This window comes from Pseudoalteromonas sp. DY56-GL79, from assembly GCF_041414765.1.
GTDB classification, from domain to species: Bacteria; Pseudomonadota; Gammaproteobacteria; order Enterobacterales; family Alteromonadaceae; genus Pseudoalteromonas; species Pseudoalteromonas piscicida.
In genome coordinates this window covers 129898-146932 of the sequence record NZ_JANHZS010000014.1, presented here as the reverse complement: position 1 = coordinate 146932, position 17035 = coordinate 129898, and the positions used below count along the sequence as shown (strand labels likewise).

Below are 17035 nucleotides of genomic sequence, written 5' to 3'. Positions count from 1 at the left end.
CAGAGTACCACCAACAGGCAGTTGATCTCTCCTCACCGATTAACCATGAGTGGTGCACTTATTATCTGAATTCGGGCATTACCATATCTAGCCATGTAGACAAAGAGCTTGCTGCTCTATCATTAAATTAACGTTGGAATAAAAGTGGAATGAAAGGAAAATTGATAATTAGAAGGTATGATAAGCACTATGATACATACCTAAGAATACTAATGGATTATAGAGGTGAGCAAAAGTGGTTTATGGATGCTAAGGAAGACTCCATACACACAATCCCTTTTATACTAACGTGCGCTTCAGCCCTAGAGTGTTCTTTAAATGATCATTTGTTTTACCACTTTTCGCAACGATACCGAGATTCATCAAAATATATGCTAAACAATGCATTTATGGCTATGACACTTAGAGGGAAATTAAACACAATCATTCCACTTCTAACAAAGTTCGAGTTTGATATTAACCGTAAACACAAAGTTTACAAAACTTTGGTAGAGCTAATATCAATCAGGAACAGAATTACACACAATAAGAGTGATTTTGAGGAAACGGTTGTCGAACAAGATAAATTGAATGGTCTTAGTATGGAAGATTTCCGAAGAATTTCAGCCACCGAACAGGATTACTCGATGAATGTAAGAGGGGACGTTGGTAGATTTCAAGAAGCTCTCGAAACTCTTCATGAAGAGTTCCTGGAACATTACGATAATGATGACTTTAAAGGTACAGATTTAATCGTGGCGCTTAAAGAAGACAAATCCATGTCTATAACTGTAATGCCTGATGAATAATATTGGAATTCGAGGCTCATTGTGGCGATTGAAAGCAAAATCAAATTATCAAAGCCGTCTCAAGATTGGCTGAATAGAAAACGTGATAATGCTGATGCTGACTACTTTGTGCCAAACGAAAGCGGCGTCTTTTATGAGAGCGATGTAGTGTCAAAAATCGCTGAACTAGAAGGCGAAATAAAGCGGCTGAAAAAACTCAATAAAGTTTAGTTGGAATAATAACTTTTGCCAGTGGCGTTTCATTAAGCGCTACTCACAAAAACTAATTTGAATAAAAGTTGGAGAAAATATGTCAAAGCCAGTAACAGACTTAGTTGCAATGCTAGAAAGTGCATTTGAAGTTGGCGAGTGTTCGTGCATCAGATGTAAATCTGGTGAAGATGAGACTAAATATAAAAACCCTCATAATTTTATGATTAAGGGTAAAACTTACCATCGGTTGTTTGCAAAATCCTCAGACTCAGATTTAGATTCTAAATTTAGAAGCGCATGGAAGGCTTCAATCAAAGATGTTGAATTTAGCGAGAAGTTTAGTATTAACCAGCTAAAAGATGTTTTAGGTAGTGAGCATTTGGAATTGTTCAATATTTTGGGGCTTGCAAATGGTTATATTAAAAGGTTTGAAGAAGATGAGTACGAATTAAACTTACCTTAGTCTGAAATTGGAATATGCGCCAGCGCTATTAAATGATCGGCTTAATGAGTTCGCAATGAGCGAACAAGCCGTTAAAAACGGCATTAACAAGCAGCCGACCAACCTAAGAACCAAAGTAAATACATTGCTTAAAAAGGCAGGTTTAGATTGGGCTACAGCGAAAACCTTTGAGGACTCGCTAATAATCCACTTAGCCAAAAATGTTGATCACGGTGTTGCTACCGACCTATTCGGTTACGCATCGAGACAAGTAGTAACAGACAAATACAACGGTAATTTGCTGCAATTATCAGAAGCTATTAATAACGTGTACTCAAGAATTAAAGTGACGGGATATTAAATGACAAACAACGTGTTATTGGGGTTAGAGCGTTGAAATCGAGGTAACGGTGACAGATTTAAAAAGTAGTCTAAAGGTTGAACTTGAAGAAGTTACAAGTTCAATTAAAACAAAAGATGACGAAGTAAGAAAAGCAAAAAAAAGATATGATTGTAGCTTTTTCTTTACAGTCGGCACACCAATCCTGCTGTTGATGTGGCAAATTTGTGCGACTTATAATTATTTATTAATTGATACTAGCGACCCTAAACTTTGGGCAGAAGTTAAAGATACTTTCTCTGTGGCGATAGGTTCATTTGGTATCCTTGTTGCTATAACTGGTATGCTAGGCTTCAATCACAGAGCTAAGCAGCTAGACTTGCAGCAACTAAGGGCAAGTAAACAAATAATAATGACTGAGTTGCAGTTCGAGCTTTCGAACGACCAGTTTGATTTAGCAAATAGACAGTTCGATTTAGCAACAACCCAGAACAACACAAATCAAGATAGAGAAAACTTTAAGCTCTATTTCGAACATGTAAAAATATTTGAAACCGAGCTTGATCATATTACTGATAGATTAGAGAGGCTGCATGGAGAGCCGCCTAGATTAAGTTTAGACAGTCGCCAATTATATAAAACTCTTTTTTCAGATAACTCACCTAAGAAAGGCGTTGTCTCCCATGACCCCAAATGGCCAGCAGAAGTTAAGAGCTGGGAGTGCATATCATATGGCTCTTTTGAGTGCTACTTAAGTCAAGTTAAGTCATATGTTAGAGAATACCCACTGCAGCCTGATGAAGTGTCCGATTTCAAGTATGAAATTAAAGCTTTAGTTGATATTTACAATACAATTGCAAAATTTGGATTCACAAAGCTGATAAAAGACAAGTCTATTACAGACCAAAAAACTCAATTTAATCATGTGACTAGTCTAGTATTCATGTATGATTTTTTAAATCAGTTAGGATTGATTTCTATAGAGCAGCGCAATGAAATACTTGCGAGCACATATGATCTTTTTGGTGGGCTATTCTGGCCATATCAAGTAAATAGTATTGCTGTAGATGTTCGTGATTAGACTGAAGTAACGTGGTGAATATGGAACATAGCTTAGCTGATTTTCTTTATGATAAATGTCAAAACTCTGATTTTCTAACGGCGTATTTAACGGGCCACTTAGTCATAGAGTCTTTATTGAAAAAACAAGTGGCAAAGGTACATAGTGGTGTAGGTGATTTCTCTGAAAATATGATGTTTTCTAATTTGATTGAATTGTGCTTCAAAATGGAGATTATTACTCAAGATCAGTTATCCGTTCTAAAGGCAATCAACAAAATGAGAAATAAGCTTGCCCATAACCTGCGTTACGAGCCAAGTTCGCATGAGTTAAAAGATATCTACATAAAGGCCAAAAATGCGTTTAGCGATATGACTGATGGCTTAACGCAAGGTATTGACTCGTTAAGTGATCCCAAATGGAAACATGAACCAGGTGACTATACTTTATCCGATCTGTTTATTCAGATATCTTATGATTTTGACCTGCTTGACGAAGAAGCGCCGTAAACTTGACGAGTTAACATATTGGAATAAAGCCCAAAGTCAATGCCTGGTATTGTTGTTCAGGTTTTAATTTAAGTTTGGAGTAAGGACGGTTATTTAAGTGGAAGACAGGTTCGAAATCTGGGTTGAGAGAGCCCGAAAAGTCATAGAATTGATACGCCCAAAGTTTTATAACAGCCTAACGTGGTCAATTGTCATTAGTGGTTTAGGCTTAATGTCTAAGCCTTTATGGTTAACGCTCATTGGCCACTTTTTAGAAACCTCAATTGAATTTTCAATCACAGATGGCTCTGATACTTTGTGGGGATTCGCTCTTGTCGTAACGGGTTTAGTTTATCATCTTATTAACACAGGCCTTTATGAGTTTGTTTTGGCTCGTGTAGAAAAGGCAGGAAATGTAAAAAGAGAAGAGCATGATACGGAAGTGTTTAGATCGTTAGATGAGATGATGGGCGAACCCTACATCAAAACAGTATTTGATTTTATGCATACAAGTGATGCTATTTTTTGGGAGGATTTTACAAAGCTTAGGGAGTTTGTGGTATATGCTTCAGAGTCTGGAAATCAGTTCTTGACTCAAGATTTAAAACTAAAAACGCAGTCGCTTGTAACATCATTGGACGGTCTTCTTGGTTTCATTAATGAAAAATTTGACGAGTATCCATATGGGCAAGAAAAGATAAATTTTAAAATGTGTTTAGCTCCGCAATTGAATTGTGATAGAGCAGGCTCATGGGAGGATGGGCCTCAATATGGTTTGTTGGTACGTGAAATGATGGAAACGTCAAAAGCGGTAAATGACTCATATAAAGTTTGGCGAACCTCTGTAAAAGAAAATCTAGCTATTTAAAATATCCAGATTGTTGGAATAAAGGCGGAAAGGAGTATTAGAATGAAAGCTGATCATCAGTTTAATTTTTTTGAAATAAATACTTATGTAAGCCATTTTCGGTGTGAAAATGCTAAAGAAGCGCTATCTTGGCTTGCAATGCACCACTCGGCAATGAATGAAGATAAGTCGAGTTATGATCCTTATGCTCAGCAACCATTTTCATACTGGGTAAACCTTTGCCCAGAAATTTCACACCTTCAAAGCTAATTGGAGAAACATACTATGGATGACGGCTTGGTTTACGAATTATCGCTAGCTGATAAAGGTCTAGCTTCAGAGTTAGCAAAACTTTATTTAGATAAGAGTAGGAAAATATCGCCAAAACAACTCGGTGTAATACAACAAGAGCTGGTTAAAGCTTCGTACTGTGATATCTGCGGTACCTTTGCCGGATTTGATGGCGAAAACGTGTGTGAAGACCACGCCGATTACGAATAGGAAACATATGAAGAACTTAATCGAGATTTTAAACAATAATGGGTTGAAGTTTAGAGCTTCAAATGATCAGTCTGGGGAATACTATTTTCAACATCCCAGTCATTATAAAACACTAACTATCTTAATCGGAGTTGGGGTGGGTGAAATTACCACAGATTTCGAACAAAAAAATAGCATCATTTTTTCACAGTTCAAACTAGGAGATGAAAACCAAAAGTATGAGCTAAACGAAAGAATGGAACTGACACGCTGTCAACTAGACCAGCCGTGAGGCTATATTGGAATACGTACCATTGCTTACGCAGTGCTTACTACGTACACCAGAGACTTTCCAACTTCTGTTAGCACAGCGATGACCTGTGATTTGGTAAAAACGTGATTTTCCTAGTTAGCCTCCAGCTTTAATGAGTGCAGAATACGCCGGTTATGCATATCTCATTTTATGGGAAGGTGATAGCTCAGATTAGGTCATCGTTAACACAATTGAAGATTCGCTACTCATTTATTTAGCTAAAGGGGTGTAACCCACTTAACCCATCGCCGCGTAAAGCGCCTCCTACCCTAACGGTTTACCAGTATTTTGCTTTCGCGATTGAAGATTCCCTACTCATTTATTTAGCTAAAGGGGTGTAACCCCCTTAACCCATCGCAGCGTAAAGCGGCTCCTGCCCTAACGGTTTACCAGTATTTTGCTTGTGTGATAGCTTCTAGTAGTCCGCTAATATCTGCGGCATACACTTCGCCAATATTACCGATCCTAAAGCAATCTGCGTTTGATACTTTACCAGGGTAAATCACATATCCTTTTTGCTTCAATGCTTCATAAAAGCGCTTAAACTCATAGCTTTCGTCACTTGGTGAATAAAAAGAAGTGATAATAGGTGAGTGCATGGCTTCTGGTAACAAGGCTTCAAAACCAAGGGCTTTCATGCCGCTAACGAGCTGTTTTTGATTTTCGCTGTAACGCTTAAATCGCGCAGAAGCGCCCCCCTCTTGCGCCAATTCTTCCAGTGCCTTGGCAAATGCTCTGACAACATGCGTTGGCGAGGTAAAACGCCATTTACCATGATGATTTTCCATGGTTTTCCACTGGGCGTGAAGATCCAGCGAGAGTGAACGTGCTTGTCCTTCAGAGGCAACCAGCAGCGCCGTTTTTGCGATCACAAAGCCAAAACCTGGAACACCTTGAATACACTTATTTGCTGAGCTAATGAGGATATCAATTTGCCACTCGTGCATATCCATCTCAATGCCGCCAAAACTGCTCATGGCATCAAGGATCATTACTTTATTGTGATGTTTCGCAAGCTCCGCTACGCGTTTAGCCGGGTTCAACATCCCCGTTGTGGTTTCGCAGTGCACCATTGCTACGTGGGTGATCTCAGGGTGTTGCTCAAGCGCTTGTGAGATCTGCTCTAGTTGCGGCAATTCGGTTTCAACAAAGTTGAGCGCTATCACATTTATATTTAGATAATTGGCTATCTCAATAATACGCGCACCATAAGCACCGTTATTGATAACCAGTAAAGTGCCAGACTTAGAAATAAAAGTCCCAATAGCCGCTTCTACACTTGCTGTACCACTGCCTTGCATTAAGGTTGCACTGTAGTCGCTGCGATACTGTGGATCTGCAACCGCAATTTCACAAAGCTGCTTGCGAATAACTTGCACCACACCTTGGTTATATTCATCATCCCAGGTGCACCAGTCTTTCAACATGGCTTCTTTCACGCTGTGAGAGGTACTGAGTGGGCCTGGCGTCAGGAGTAAATAATCGTTGTTCATAACTTGCCTCTAAACTGGTCTATACCAGATTATTTAACCGAGTTTAGGTGACAACGGCATGACAGTTTTATGAAACTAAGATTGATGTCGTAATGATGCTCAATGAAACCTTGCCTTTACCCTAAATGGCAAAGGCGAAGAGAGCCAACAGAGGCTCTGGTTGCTATCCCGAGTTTAGGTTATTTAACCTGAACTCAGGATAAGAATTTAGGTTATTTATACCCATTTGGATTATTACTTTGCCAGCGCCATGTATCTTGCATCATGGCATCCAATCCACGCTCTGCATGCCAGCCTAATTCAGATTTGGCTTTTTCAGGCGCAGCATAACAGGCGGCAATGTCGCCATCGCGACGCGGTTTAATGTCATACGGTATAGCTTTGCCCGCTGCTTTTTCAAACGCGGTAACCATCTCTAGTACCGAGTAGCCATTGCCGGTGCCTAAGTTATAGATATGTGTGCCTGCTGCTACCGCGATTTTCTCAAGTGCTTTTAAATGGCCAATAGCAAGGTCAACCACGTGAATGTAATCTCTCACGCCCGTACCATCTTTGGTGTCATAGTCGTTACCAAAGACGCCTAAACTCGCCAGTTTACCAACAGCAACCTGTGAGATGTAGGGCAGTAAGTTATTGGGAATACCATTTGGATCTTCACCAATTAACCCCGACTCGTGTGCGCCAACTGGGTTAAAGTAACGCAAAATAGCAAAGGCCCAACGCGGGTCTGATTTAGCGACATCCTGTAATACCATTTCAACCATCAGTTTTGACGTACCATAAGGATTAGTTGTGCCACCTACAGGGAAATCTTCACGAATAGGAAGGCTGGCAGGATCTCCATATACCGTCGCTGACGAGCTAAAAACAAGCTTAAATACATTGGCGTCACGCATTGCATCAAGCAACGTCAACGTGCCTTGGACGTTGTTTTGATAATACTCGATTGGCTTTTGAACCGACTCTCCTACGGCTTTTAAACCTGCAAAGTGGATGACTTCTTCAATATCATATTGCGCGAATACACTATCAAGAAATGCCTTATCAAGAATATCACCTTGATGGAATATCGCTTCCTTTCCTACTATCTCAGCGACTCTATGTAATGAAGTCTGCTGAGAATTGCTTAGATTATCTACGACCACTACCTTTTTGCCTTGCTGTAGCAGCTCTAATACAGTGTGAGAGCCAATATAGCCTGCGCCACCTGTTACGAGAATCGTCATATCTATTCCTATGGTTGTTGTCTGTGCATTGCGTTTAACATGCAATTTAATGTATCGCTATCAGTCTTCACTGTGGCATACAAATGCCAGCTTGTTATCAAAAAAGCTCAAGCGAGAAATTGAAGTCTGACAGTAACTTCTTAAGTTTCTTAATAAGTGGACTTTTTTAGGCGCGTTTAAATCTCGGTAATAAATCTTGTTATCCAATGAGTACGCCACTTTGTTATCATCCAACCAGGTATAATCTTGCACCTGACTGGGAAGAGCAAAAAATCGCTGAATATGATCGCTCTCTCTATGGTAGGTTGCGAACCACATCAAACCATTGACTTGATAAGTAAAAGCAAATACGTCACGCGCACGGTTGTAAGACAAAGTTCGACCAATATCTTCGGCAAGAATTTGTGGTAAATGACCGTTAATATCTGTGTACTGTAAGGTATGCGGAGCACTCTCAGTCGCACCTAAAATAAACATAATCAGATCTTGGTTGCTCCCCCAAGCATGATACCCCACAGGTTCAATATGCTCAAAAACACGACTCGGTTTTGTAGCCTGATCAAACGGATAAAACCACAATTTTTGCTTACCGGATCCCTCAACCACAATCGTCGTTAACCCTTCCCCATTAGGATGTAGTGTGGGCGAATACTCTGAGACAGGGGATTGCGTGAGGTTGGTTGTGTTTTGGCTTTGAAAGTCGTAAAAAAACAGATCCGTTTGGCTATTGCCATCAGCGCTGACTTCCGCGGTATAGTAAACCCCAGAATCAGTCACTAGTGGTTGATTAAAATATGCGGTGTTTTCGGTAATTGGTTTAGCACTGAAATGTTCACCTAATTCAGCTAGCCAAATTTGGCTTTTGGGCATGGCTGAATAAGCTGGTAAACAGGACGCGAAAGCGAATAAACAAACTGCGAGCTTCACACGCATTGAAATGGGCATGGACGTTCCTTTGATTTTTCATTGTAGTTATATCACCCCGCTATGATACCCAACACTCGCCCTCAAGCAAAGCTTGCCAAAAACTTTGCTTCGCGTAACATCGAATTAACGGATGATGAAAGCTAAGGCAGATTTATGTCAGACAAACACCCTATTATCGCCATTACTGGTAGTTCAGGCGCAGGCACTACAACAACGACAAGCGCGATAAAACACATATTCCGCAGTCTTAATACCAAAGCCGCCTATGTCGAAGGCGATAGCTTTCATCGCTACACTCGCCCAGAAATGGATAAATTGCGTCGCGAAGCGCTGCAAGAAGGTAAGCACATTAGCTACTTTGGTGAAGAAGCCAATGACTTCGGCGCATTAGAAAGTCTGTTCAAAAGCTATGGCGAAACCGGCAATGGCAAAGTCCGTCGCTACCTTCATACGTTTGACGATGCCGTGCCATTCAATCAGCTACCGGGCACTTTTACTTCTTATCAAGAACTTGAACAAAACACCGATATGCTGTTTTATGAGGGGCTGCACGGCGGTGTCGTGACCCCAGAATATGATGTGGCCAGCAACGTTGATTTATTGATTGGCATGGTGCCTATCATCAACCTTGAGTGGATCCAAAAGCTCATTCGCGACACCAATGAACGCGGCCACTCCAAAGAAGCGGTAATGACGTCCATTGTGCGCTCAATGGATGACTATATTAATCACATCACCCCGCAGTTTTCTCGCACGCATATTAACTTTCAGCGCGTACCCACCGTGGATACATCTAACCCATTCAGTGCTAAAGACATACCATCATTAGACGAAAGTTTTGTGGTTATTCGCTTTCGTGGCATCGAAGATGTTAACTTTCCTTACTATTTACAAATGATCGAAGGCAGCTTTATGTCTCGCGTAAACACGTTAGTTGTGCCGGGTGGAAAAATGGGATTGGCAATGGAGTTAGTACTGACTCCACTTATCAAAGAATTATTAGTAAAGAAACGTGCCCTTGAGAATATGGCGCCAGTCGATTTACCGATTTAACCCAGCTTATGTTTTGATAAGGAATAATAGCTTCCTTGCATCGCTCCATATCACACTTTACACTGACGCCTTTTAGGGCATCACGAGTAGTTGTTATATGGACGTGCTTACCATTTTAGTGGGGTCTAAAAACCCAGTAAAAATCAATGCTGCAAAAACCATCTTTGCGCAGTACTTTCCCAATGCAAAAATTGACTGTCAGGGTATCTCAGCGCCGAGCCTCGTTGCGGATCAGCCTTTAGGTGAACAAGCCACCCGCGAAGGCGCAGAGAATCGTGTTACTTACTTACAGCAACATCATCAAGCCGATTTTTATTGTGCCATGGAAGGAGGCGCTGCCAAATTTGAATACGGTGCAGCTACTTTTGCTTATGTCGTCATTGCGGATAACCGTCGTACGAGTGTCGGCCGTAGTTGTAATTTGCCGCTACCGGCATCGGTCTACGCGCGTCTTGAACAAGGTGAAGAGCTAGGACATGTAATGGATGACCTGTTCAATACCACTAATATCAAGCAACAAGGCGGTGCTATCGGTTTACTAACCAACCACCTTGCCACCAGAGAAAGTAGCTACACGCAAGCCTTATTGCTCGCAATGGCGCCCTTTAATCACCCAGAGATGTATTTATAATGCCGAACTACACACATATTTTATTTGATGCTGACGAAACCTTATTTAGCTTTAATGCCAAACTTGGATTGCAAACGCTGTTTACTCAATATGACGTTGTGTTCACTGACGAGGACTACGAAGAATACAACAGCTTAAATGCGCCACTTTGGGTGCAGTATCAAAATGGTGAGATTGACGCAAAAACACTTCAGGTAACGCGCTTTAGCCGCTGGGCTGAAAAACTCGATATCGCGCCAGAAACACTCAACGCGGGATTCTTGGCAGCGATGGCTGAAATTTGCCAACCGTTACCGGGAGCTAAAGCCCTGCTCGACAGCCTGAAAGGCCAATGTACTTTGGCTATTATTACCAACGGATTTGCCGCGCTTCAGCAAAAAAGATTGGAACATACCGGCCTTGTGGATCGTTTTTCTGAAGTGGTGATCTCTGAGTTGGTAGGTAAAGCCAAGCCAGATCCGAGTATTTTTGCGCATACGTTAGCGCTGTTGGGGAACCCCGACAAATCCAAAGTATTAATGGTTGGCGACACACCAGCGAGTGACATTTTAGGCGCAAACCGCTTTGGGATTGATAGCTGTTGGTTAAAGCATGATGGCAAAGTCTGCCCCGACCATATCAAGCCAACCTATACCGTAGAGTCTCTTAAAGAGTTGCAAGGGATTTTAATGGGGTAATACCGTACAATTGTGTGAGAGCAAGCTGACCTGTCAGGTTTTAAAAGCTCGCCGAATAAATCGGCTCCTGCCACAGACAGAATCGTGTAGGAGCAAGTTTACCTTGCGGGTTTTAAAAGCTCGCCGAATAAATCGGCTCCTACCAAAGATAAACCTGTGTAGGGCATGCTGACTTTGCGGATTTTAAAAGCTCGCCGAATAAATCGGCTCCTACCAAAGATAAACCTGTGTGGCATGCTGACTTTGCGGGTTTTGAAAGCTCGCCGAGTAAATCGGCTCCTACCAAAGGTAGCGCTGTGTGGGGCAAGTTTACCTTGCGGGTTTTGAAAGCTCGCCGAGTAAATCGGCTCCTACCAAAGGTAGCGCTGTGTGGGGCATGCTGACTTTGCGGGTTTTAAAAGCTCGCCGAATAAATCGGCTCCTACCAAAGGTAGACCTGAGCAGGAGCAAGTTTACCTTGCGAGCTCTTAAAGCTCTTTAAGCTCTTTAAGCCGTTAAAGATGCGCCGCAAAAGCCAGCGCTTATTAAGTGATTAAAGTGCTGAGCGCTGTCTTAACACTTCAAATAAACACACACCGGTCGCAACCGATACATTTAAACTAGACACGCTACCTACCATCGGGATCTTAACCAGTTCATCGCAATGCTCTCGAGTTAAGCGGCGCATGCCATCACCTTCAGCGCCCATTACAATGGCCATAGGCCCAGTCAGGTTTGCATCAAAAACAGCTGTATCGGTTTCACCTGCAGTACCCACAACCCACACACCGGCTTCTTTAATATCACGCAACGTACGAGCAAGATTGGTTACTTGGATAAGCGGAACCGTTTCTGCAGCGCCACACGCTACTTTTCTTGCAGTGCCGTTTAGCTTTGCAGACTTATCCTTTGGTACGATCACACCATGTACACCTGCTGCATCAGCACTACGCAGACATGCACCTAAGTTATGAGGATCCGTTACCCCATCAAGTACCAAGAAAAACGGCGTGGTTTCTCTTTGAATGATCTCATCAAGATCTTTTTCATTGTATGCGCGCGCCGCTTTAACATTGGCAATAATGCCCTGATGTTGCTCACCATTCGCTTTGTTATCAAGCGCTTTTCGCTGCATAAACTGCACTGAAATACCAAACTTACGGGCATCGTTTACGACTTGATTTAAACGCTGATCTTCACGTCCCTTAAGTGCATAAATTTCTAAAAAACGCTCCGGCGCGTTATTCAAAATGGCTTCGATTGAATGAAAGCCAAAAATTAATTCGTTACTCACGTTAAAGCTCCCGCTTTATAATCTATTGCGCTTTTTTGCTACGATTTCTTTCGTTTTTACCTGGGCGTTTTGCTTTGCCCTTTGCCGCTTTGGCTTTTTTACTCGTCGATTTTTTCTTCGACTTCAGCGTGCCTGCCTTTTTCGCCTGTTTGAGCTCACCCTTAGGGGTCGTTCTTTTGCGCTTTTTGGCTTTGTCATCGCCTTTATTATCTTTATCGCGACCAGACGTTTCACCGTCACGGCGCTTAGCTCCCGGGATTTTACCCGTTTTTAGCTGCTCACGAACACTACTTGCTGTGCTTTTTGGCGATTTTCGACGTCTTGCATACCTGTCTTGCTGACCCTCTTCAGCTAACGCTAAGTTGATGCGACGATCGTCCAAGCTAACTGAAGCAACCACAACAGTAAGTTTATCGCCGAGTCTAAACACCGTGCGACTATGCTCACCAATCAGACATTGCTTTGCACCATCAAAGTGGAAATACTCATGCCCTAAATTGCTAACATGGATCATCCCGTCAATCTGCAGGTCGTCCAACCTCACAAATAATCCAAAGTTGGTGACCGATGAGATCACACCGGTAAATTCATCGCCAACGTGATCTTGCATAAATTCACATTTTAGCCAATCAGCGACTTCACGAGTGGCGTCATCAGCGCGGCGCTCTGTCATCGAGCACTGCTCACCCAGTTGTTTTACTTCATCTTCGTTATAGATGTAAGCGCCACTCACGGGTTGTTGTTGCTGCTGTAAAATGCCTTTGATTGCGCGGTGTACCACCAGATCCGGATAACGGCGAATAGGTGAGGTAAAGTGTGCATAGGCTTTTAATGCCAAACCAAAGTGGCCAATATTTTCTGGCTGATATACCGCTTGCTTCATAGAGCGCAGTAACATAGTTTGGATCAATTCTTTTTCAGGGCGATCTCCCAATGACTCAAGCGCTTGGGTCAACTCCTCTGGCGACGGATCGTTAGGTAATTGGCTTTCAATACCCAAGTCTTGCAAGAATTGTCTAAATTGGCTCAATCTTTCAGGATCTGGCTCATCATGAACACGGTACAAGCTATGGGCTTCGTGTTTTTCCAACAGCTTTGCTGCTGACACATTCGCCAAGATCATGCACTCTTCAATGAGTTTGTGGGCGTCGTTACGAACCACAGGCACGATAGAGTCAATCTTCCGATGAGCATTAAATACAAAACGCGTTTCTAGGGTTTCAAACTCAATTGCACCACGCTCCTGCCTTGCAGCCTTCAGCGTCATATACATGTTATGGAGCTCGGTCAGATGAGGCACAAGAGGCTGATAATCCGCTCTGAGCTTTTCGTCACCTTGTAAAATCGCATGGACTTTGGTGTAAGTAAGACGAGCGTGAGAGTTCATCACGGCTTCGTAAAAACGGTAGCCAGACAAACGACCCGCTTCGGACACGGTCATTTCCGCAACCATACATAAACGGTCTACCTTAGGATTCAATGAACATAGACCGTTCGATAGCACCTTAGGTAGCATTGGCACAACTTGCTCAGGAAAATACACTGAGTTACCACGCTCAATCGCTTCTTTGTCAAGCGCAGTGCCTTTACCGACATAATGAGACACATCCGCAATAGCAACCCATAAACGCCAACCACCTGACTTTTTACGCTCACAATATACGGCATCATCAAAGTCACGGGCGTCTTCACCATCAATGGTCACTAACGGTAAATCGCGCAGGTCGACACGGCCTTGTTTGGCTGACTCTTCAACAAACTCACCAAGATTTGCAACTTGTGCTTCTACTTCACTTGGCCACTCATGAGGAATGTCATGATTGCGAAGTGCCACCTCAATTTCCATACCCGGTGCCATATGATCGCCGAGCACCTCAAGTACTTTACCCATTGCATTCATTTGTTTGCTAGGGCTTTGAGTGATCTCTACCTGCACCATTTGATTATGGCGAGCACCATTTTCTTGGCCAGGTACGATGATGATATCTTGAGTAATACGAGGGTCTTCTGGCACCACGACTGCCATGCCAAACTCAACAAAATAACGACCGACGACTGGCGCACGCTCTTTTTCAAGTACCCGCACAATGCGCGCTTCCACCTTACCACCTGAGCCTCGGCTGCCAGCCTTTGCTAACACCCAATCGCCATGTAGCACGCGCTCCATTTGATACTTAGTGATAAACCAATCTTTGGGTTCGCCTTCGACTTCTAAAAAGCCAAAGCCATCACGGTGTCCAACAACGCGGCCTTTGACTAGACCATCATCACTTGGAATGGTGTAACACTTAAATTTATTAAAGTGCAGTTGACCGTCTCGCTCCATTGCGCGCAAGCGGCGTTTAAGCGCAATTTGACGTTCTTCGTCTTGCACTTTTAAATCGTTACACAATTGAGAGAAAGAAGGTGGTTTGGCCGCGCTTTTAATGTGTTCTAAGATAAATTCGCGACTAGGTACTGGATTGTCGTATTTTTGCTGTTCTCTATCGAGATAGGGATCCTGTTTTGGCATTACTGTCTTGTTAAATAAGCTATGCTGTTATTTTAACCCAAAATAGCCTAATGACCTAGGCCAAGATCGATGAATCTTTTTATGCAGATAGATTAACCACTGAATTTGATACCGACTCCAGTGTTGCAATTTGGGCATGAAGTTCTAATAAACGCTCAACTGAGCGTCTAGCAACCATAGCGAGAGCGTCCCAATCAACTTGCTCTTCCGAGTAACTTAGCTGCGCAGTTGCTGCTTGCACAAGCTCGGCAAAATTCACCATGCCAAGCTCCAGAGCTTCATTTTCAATGTAGGCAAGCTTATCAACGGCTAAGTCAGTTACATTCAACTCTGTGAGTCCTTTAATTTGCGCAATTTCGTACTCAAATCGATCGGCTAAATACATCAATTTCGTCGCCAGCACACCTGAACTTTCACGGTTTGCGAGATCCATAAATTTTGATTGATCAATCAGAGTCTTACATTCCAAGCGAGACGTTGTTTTTACGGTCGCACATTCCAGTGCCGCATATAAACGGCTTGGCATGATAGGCTTAGTTAAACAGTCCTGCATGCCAGCTCGGAGGCATCGCCTTTTCAACTCAGGATCGCCATCACCCGTTAACGCGATAACCTTAACACTGGAGGTAAAGCCAATTTCGTTGAAGCCCTCTTTAAACCACTCAAGACCATTACCATCTGGCAGTCGCATGTCTAACAGAATAATATCGAAATTGTGTTCTAATAGCGCGACTTCCGCTTCTGCAAGGCACTTAGCAATAGAAAACTCATTCACCATATCGTTTAAATAGGTGCTGATCACATCAATATTCATGAGGTTATCTTCAACAACAAGCACATTGAGTGCTAGCTTCTCTGTATTAAACTCCGTGCTCTGTAACGGTGAATCACTACACTGGCAATCTAACTCAAAGCTAAACACAGTGCCATTGCCAAGCTTGCTGTCGACGTTAAGCTCAGAGTCTAGCCCTTGCAGCAGTTGCTTGCATAACGCCAACCCAAATCCTGCACTTTGCGAGATGGATTGTTCGGTATTTAATGTGACAAAGGGCTCGAAGATCTTTTCCATTTGTAATTCAGTCAGTCCTTTGCCCGTATCTTTAATTGCAAAACGGATAGTTTGCTTATCCTCAGCGCGACTTGTGCCTTCAAGGATCAACGTAATAATGCCTTTATCTGTGTACTTAATCGCGTTCGAAAGCAGATTTCTAAGTACCAAAGACAATGTATCTTGCTCGACGACATGAACGTCCTGTGGATACAGGCCTTTAACCTCTACTCTCAAACTCAACCCTTTAGCCAATGCCAGCGGCTGTAAAAGGCGAACTAACTCTTGCGAAAGACTATAAAGCGAGACAGGCACGCGATTTTGCGCCGCATATTCCCCTTTCGCTTGCAATAATACTTGATTGGCTAAGTCTGACATCGACATCGCGGCGTGGACGATAACATCGCATAATTGAGCATGGCGATTGGGCTCACGTGGCACTTTTTTAAGTGATTCTGCGTGACCCACAATGGCGTTTAGTGGTGTTCTCAGTTCATGACTTAATAACGTTAAAAACTGTCCTTTTACTTGCGCTGACTGCTCAGCAGCAGTTTTTAACAGGCAGAGTTCTTTTTCACGACGGCTGCTACATAACAGGCATAAAGAAAAACACAACAGCAGCGGCATCGTGCTCACAGAGACAGCAAAAAACTGATTAACCCAATTTGCCGAAACAAGGCTGTCTGTCACTGAATAGCCGCCAAGCATGACTACTCTAAAAGTAAACACGGCCAGTAAGCTCAAGCACGATAGACCAAACGCCCAATGTGCTGCACTAAATTCCTTCGATAATAACTTTTGTCCTTTATTCAAAGCCCGTAGACAATAAATCATCGCCATTGCCCAGACTAAGTAGTTGATCCCGACGCGAGCTATAAAATTAAAATCCACGTACAAAAAGTAAGTAAAACTCGGAATGCCCAATGCGGCTAATACATACCAGGGCATGTAATTGCTTTTCACGCTAAAAAACGCATCAACACCACGAGCCAGATAAAAAAGTCCAAATGCGATAGTGAGATTGGGAATAAAAATTGAGAACGTAATGGGAAGCGTATAGGCGGCCAACAAGCCACATCCAATTGCGGTAAGCGCAATGAAAATAAGCCAATCTCGAGTGCCTGGTAGGCCTTTATTAATAAACCAGTTTACGGCCATAAAAACTGTACAGACCACAGTCGTTATTGCGGTAACTTGAATAAGTAATTTAGGATCCATTATTGCACTCAAAATTAATACATTATT

At 42.6% G+C, this 17035-nt stretch carries 19 protein-coding genes; 13 read left to right on the top strand and 6 right to left on the bottom strand.

What is annotated here, in order from left to right:
- Window positions 1–212 precede the first annotated feature (212 nt).
- The 10 genes from NO992_RS12005 (at window position 213) to NO992_RS11960 (ending at window position 4929) form a co-directional block, all read left to right on the top strand.
- Window positions 213–788 (top strand): hypothetical protein, encoded by a 576-nt coding sequence (locus NO992_RS12005; protein WP_371377429.1) that lies wholly within the window; start codon window positions 213–215, stop codon window positions 786–788.
- 21 nt (window positions 789–809) lie between these two features.
- The gene (locus tag NO992_RS12000) at window positions 810–998 is read left to right on the top strand and encodes a hypothetical protein (protein WP_371377426.1); all 189 of its coding nucleotides are present in this window, start codon (window positions 810–812) and stop codon (window positions 996–998) included.
- Window positions 999–1077: 79 nt separating this feature from the next.
- Window positions 1078–1443 carry a hypothetical protein gene (locus NO992_RS11995; RefSeq protein WP_371377423.1) on the top strand — a complete coding sequence of 122 codons (366 nt, stop codon included), beginning with the start codon at window positions 1078–1080 and terminating at the stop codon, window positions 1441–1443.
- A gap of 55 nt (window positions 1444–1498) precedes the next feature.
- Window positions 1499–1783, top strand: a complete 285-nt coding sequence (locus NO992_RS11990; protein WP_371377420.1) for a hypothetical protein — start codon at window positions 1499–1501, stop codon at window positions 1781–1783.
- Window positions 1784–1832: 49 nt separating this feature from the next.
- Complete coding sequence (locus NO992_RS11985) at window positions 1833–2843, top strand: hypothetical protein (RefSeq protein WP_371377417.1); 1011 nt, start codon at window positions 1833–1835, stop codon at window positions 2841–2843.
- A 20-nt stretch (window positions 2844–2863) separates the two neighbouring features.
- On the top strand, window positions 2864–3331 hold the full coding sequence (locus tag NO992_RS11980; protein ID WP_371377414.1) for a hypothetical protein: 468 nt from the start codon (window positions 2864–2866) through the stop codon (window positions 3329–3331).
- A 211-nt stretch (window positions 3332–3542) separates the two neighbouring features.
- Window positions 3543–4178: a hypothetical protein gene (locus NO992_RS11975; protein ID WP_371377411.1), complete on the top strand. Its 636-nt coding sequence runs from the start codon at window positions 3543–3545 to the stop codon at window positions 4176–4178.
- Between the two features lie 42 nt (window positions 4179–4220).
- On the top strand, window positions 4221–4427 hold the full coding sequence (locus NO992_RS11970; RefSeq protein ID WP_371377408.1) for a hypothetical protein: 207 nt from the start codon (window positions 4221–4223) through the stop codon (window positions 4425–4427).
- 15 nt (window positions 4428–4442) lie between these two features.
- Window positions 4443–4658, top strand: coding sequence for a hypothetical protein (locus NO992_RS11965; protein ID WP_371377405.1), 216 nt, complete (start codon window positions 4443–4445; stop codon window positions 4656–4658).
- A gap of 7 nt (window positions 4659–4665) precedes the next feature.
- Entirely contained in the window at window positions 4666–4929 is a 264-nt protein-coding gene (locus NO992_RS11960; protein WP_371377402.1) for a hypothetical protein, read from the top strand.
- A gap of 407 nt (window positions 4930–5336) precedes the next feature.
- Here NO992_RS11960 and phnW read toward each other — a convergent pair whose 3' ends face one another.
- The 3 genes from phnW to NO992_RS11945 all read right to left on the bottom strand — a co-directional run bounded on the left by phnW (window position 5337) and on the right by NO992_RS11945 (window position 8614).
- A complete protein-coding gene (gene phnW / locus NO992_RS11955) occupies window positions 5337–6443 on the bottom strand; it encodes a 2-aminoethylphosphonate--pyruvate transaminase (RefSeq protein WP_371377398.1) in 1107 nt (368 codons plus the stop codon).
- Window positions 6444–6655: 212 nt separating this feature from the next.
- Entirely contained in the window at window positions 6656–7669 is a 1014-nt protein-coding gene (gene galE, locus NO992_RS11950; protein ID WP_237116449.1) for a UDP-glucose 4-epimerase GalE, read from the bottom strand.
- Window positions 7670–7729: 60 nt separating this feature from the next.
- Window positions 7730–8614: a hypothetical protein gene (locus tag NO992_RS11945; protein ID WP_239358844.1), complete on the bottom strand. Its 885-nt coding sequence runs from the start codon at window positions 8612–8614 to the stop codon at window positions 7730–7732.
- Between the two features lie 135 nt (window positions 8615–8749).
- Between NO992_RS11945 and NO992_RS11940 the strand changes: the two genes are divergently transcribed.
- The 3 genes from NO992_RS11940 (at window position 8750) to yjjG (ending at window position 10957) form a co-directional block, all read left to right on the top strand.
- Complete coding sequence (locus NO992_RS11940) at window positions 8750–9649, top strand: phosphoribulokinase (RefSeq protein WP_371377395.1); 900 nt, start codon at window positions 8750–8752, stop codon at window positions 9647–9649.
- A gap of 97 nt (window positions 9650–9746) precedes the next feature.
- Window positions 9747–10280 (top strand): inosine/xanthosine triphosphatase, encoded by a 534-nt coding sequence (gene yjjX / locus NO992_RS11935; RefSeq protein WP_010605825.1) that lies wholly within the window; start codon window positions 9747–9749, stop codon window positions 10278–10280.
- Complete coding sequence (gene yjjG / locus NO992_RS11930) at window positions 10280–10957, top strand: pyrimidine 5'-nucleotidase (RefSeq protein ID WP_371377392.1); 678 nt, start codon at window positions 10280–10282, stop codon at window positions 10955–10957. The genes yjjX and yjjG overlap by 1 nt, the downstream gene beginning before the upstream one ends.
- A 532-nt stretch (window positions 10958–11489) precedes the next feature.
- On the opposite strand, the gene rlmB is transcribed toward yjjG, so the two are convergent.
- The 3 genes from rlmB to NO992_RS11915 all read right to left on the bottom strand — a co-directional run bounded on the left by rlmB (window position 11490) and on the right by NO992_RS11915 (window position 17008).
- On the bottom strand, window positions 11490–12230 hold the full coding sequence (gene rlmB / locus NO992_RS11925; RefSeq protein WP_010368698.1) for a 23S rRNA (guanosine(2251)-2'-O)-methyltransferase RlmB: 741 nt from the start codon (window positions 12228–12230) through the stop codon (window positions 11490–11492).
- 22 nt (window positions 12231–12252) lie between these two features.
- Window positions 12253–14742, bottom strand: coding sequence for a ribonuclease R (gene rnr / locus NO992_RS11920; protein WP_130164889.1), 2490 nt, complete (start codon window positions 14740–14742; stop codon window positions 12253–12255).
- A gap of 79 nt (window positions 14743–14821) precedes the next feature.
- Window positions 14822–17008, bottom strand: coding sequence for an ATP-binding protein (locus NO992_RS11915; RefSeq protein WP_371377388.1), 2187 nt, complete (start codon window positions 17006–17008; stop codon window positions 14822–14824).
- Between the last annotated feature and the right edge of the window lie 27 nt (window positions 17009–17035).

What these genes read in the sequence shown, in the direction of transcription:
- NO992_RS11990 (WP_371377420.1), top strand. Translation starts at nt 1,499, where the DNA reads ATGAGCGAACAAGCCGTTAAAAACGGCATTAACAAGCAGCCGACCAAC.
- NO992_RS11975 (WP_371377411.1), top strand. Translation starts at nt 3,543, where the DNA reads ATGTCTAAGCCTTTATGGTTAACGCTCATTGGCCACTTTTTAGAAACC.
- NO992_RS12005 (WP_371377429.1), top strand. Translation starts at nt 213, where the DNA reads ATGGATTATAGAGGTGAGCAAAAGTGGTTTATGGATGCTAAGGAAGAC.
- NO992_RS11995 (WP_371377423.1), top strand. Translation starts at nt 1,078, where the DNA reads ATGTCAAAGCCAGTAACAGACTTAGTTGCAATGCTAGAAAGTGCATTT.
- galE (WP_237116449.1), bottom strand. Translation starts at nt 7,669, where the DNA reads ATGACGATTCTCGTAACAGGTGGCGCAGGCTATATTGGCTCTCACACT.
- rnr (WP_130164889.1), bottom strand. Translation starts at nt 14,742, where the DNA reads ATGCCAAAACAGGATCCCTATCTCGATAGAGAACAGCAAAAATACGAC.
- NO992_RS11965 (WP_371377405.1), top strand. Translation starts at nt 4,443, where the DNA reads ATGGATGACGGCTTGGTTTACGAATTATCGCTAGCTGATAAAGGTCTA.
- NO992_RS11960 (WP_371377402.1), top strand. Translation starts at nt 4,666, where the DNA reads ATGAAGAACTTAATCGAGATTTTAAACAATAATGGGTTGAAGTTTAGA.
- NO992_RS11970 (WP_371377408.1), top strand. Translation starts at nt 4,221, where the DNA reads ATGAAAGCTGATCATCAGTTTAATTTTTTTGAAATAAATACTTATGTA.
- yjjG (WP_371377392.1), top strand. Translation starts at nt 10,280, where the DNA reads ATGCCGAACTACACACATATTTTATTTGATGCTGACGAAACCTTATTT.
- NO992_RS11940 (WP_371377395.1), top strand. Translation starts at nt 8,750, where the DNA reads ATGTCAGACAAACACCCTATTATCGCCATTACTGGTAGTTCAGGCGCA.
- NO992_RS11915 (WP_371377388.1), bottom strand. Translation starts at nt 17,008, where the DNA reads ATGGATCCTAAATTACTTATTCAAGTTACCGCAATAACGACTGTGGTC.
- NO992_RS11980 (WP_371377414.1), top strand. Translation starts at nt 2,864, where the DNA reads ATGGAACATAGCTTAGCTGATTTTCTTTATGATAAATGTCAAAACTCT.
- phnW (WP_371377398.1), bottom strand. Translation starts at nt 6,443, where the DNA reads ATGAACAACGATTATTTACTCCTGACGCCAGGCCCACTCAGTACCTCT.
- yjjX (WP_010605825.1), top strand. Translation starts at nt 9,747, where the DNA reads ATGGACGTGCTTACCATTTTAGTGGGGTCTAAAAACCCAGTAAAAATC.
- NO992_RS11945 (WP_239358844.1), bottom strand. Translation starts at nt 8,614, where the DNA reads ATGCCCATTTCAATGCGTGTGAAGCTCGCAGTTTGTTTATTCGCTTTC.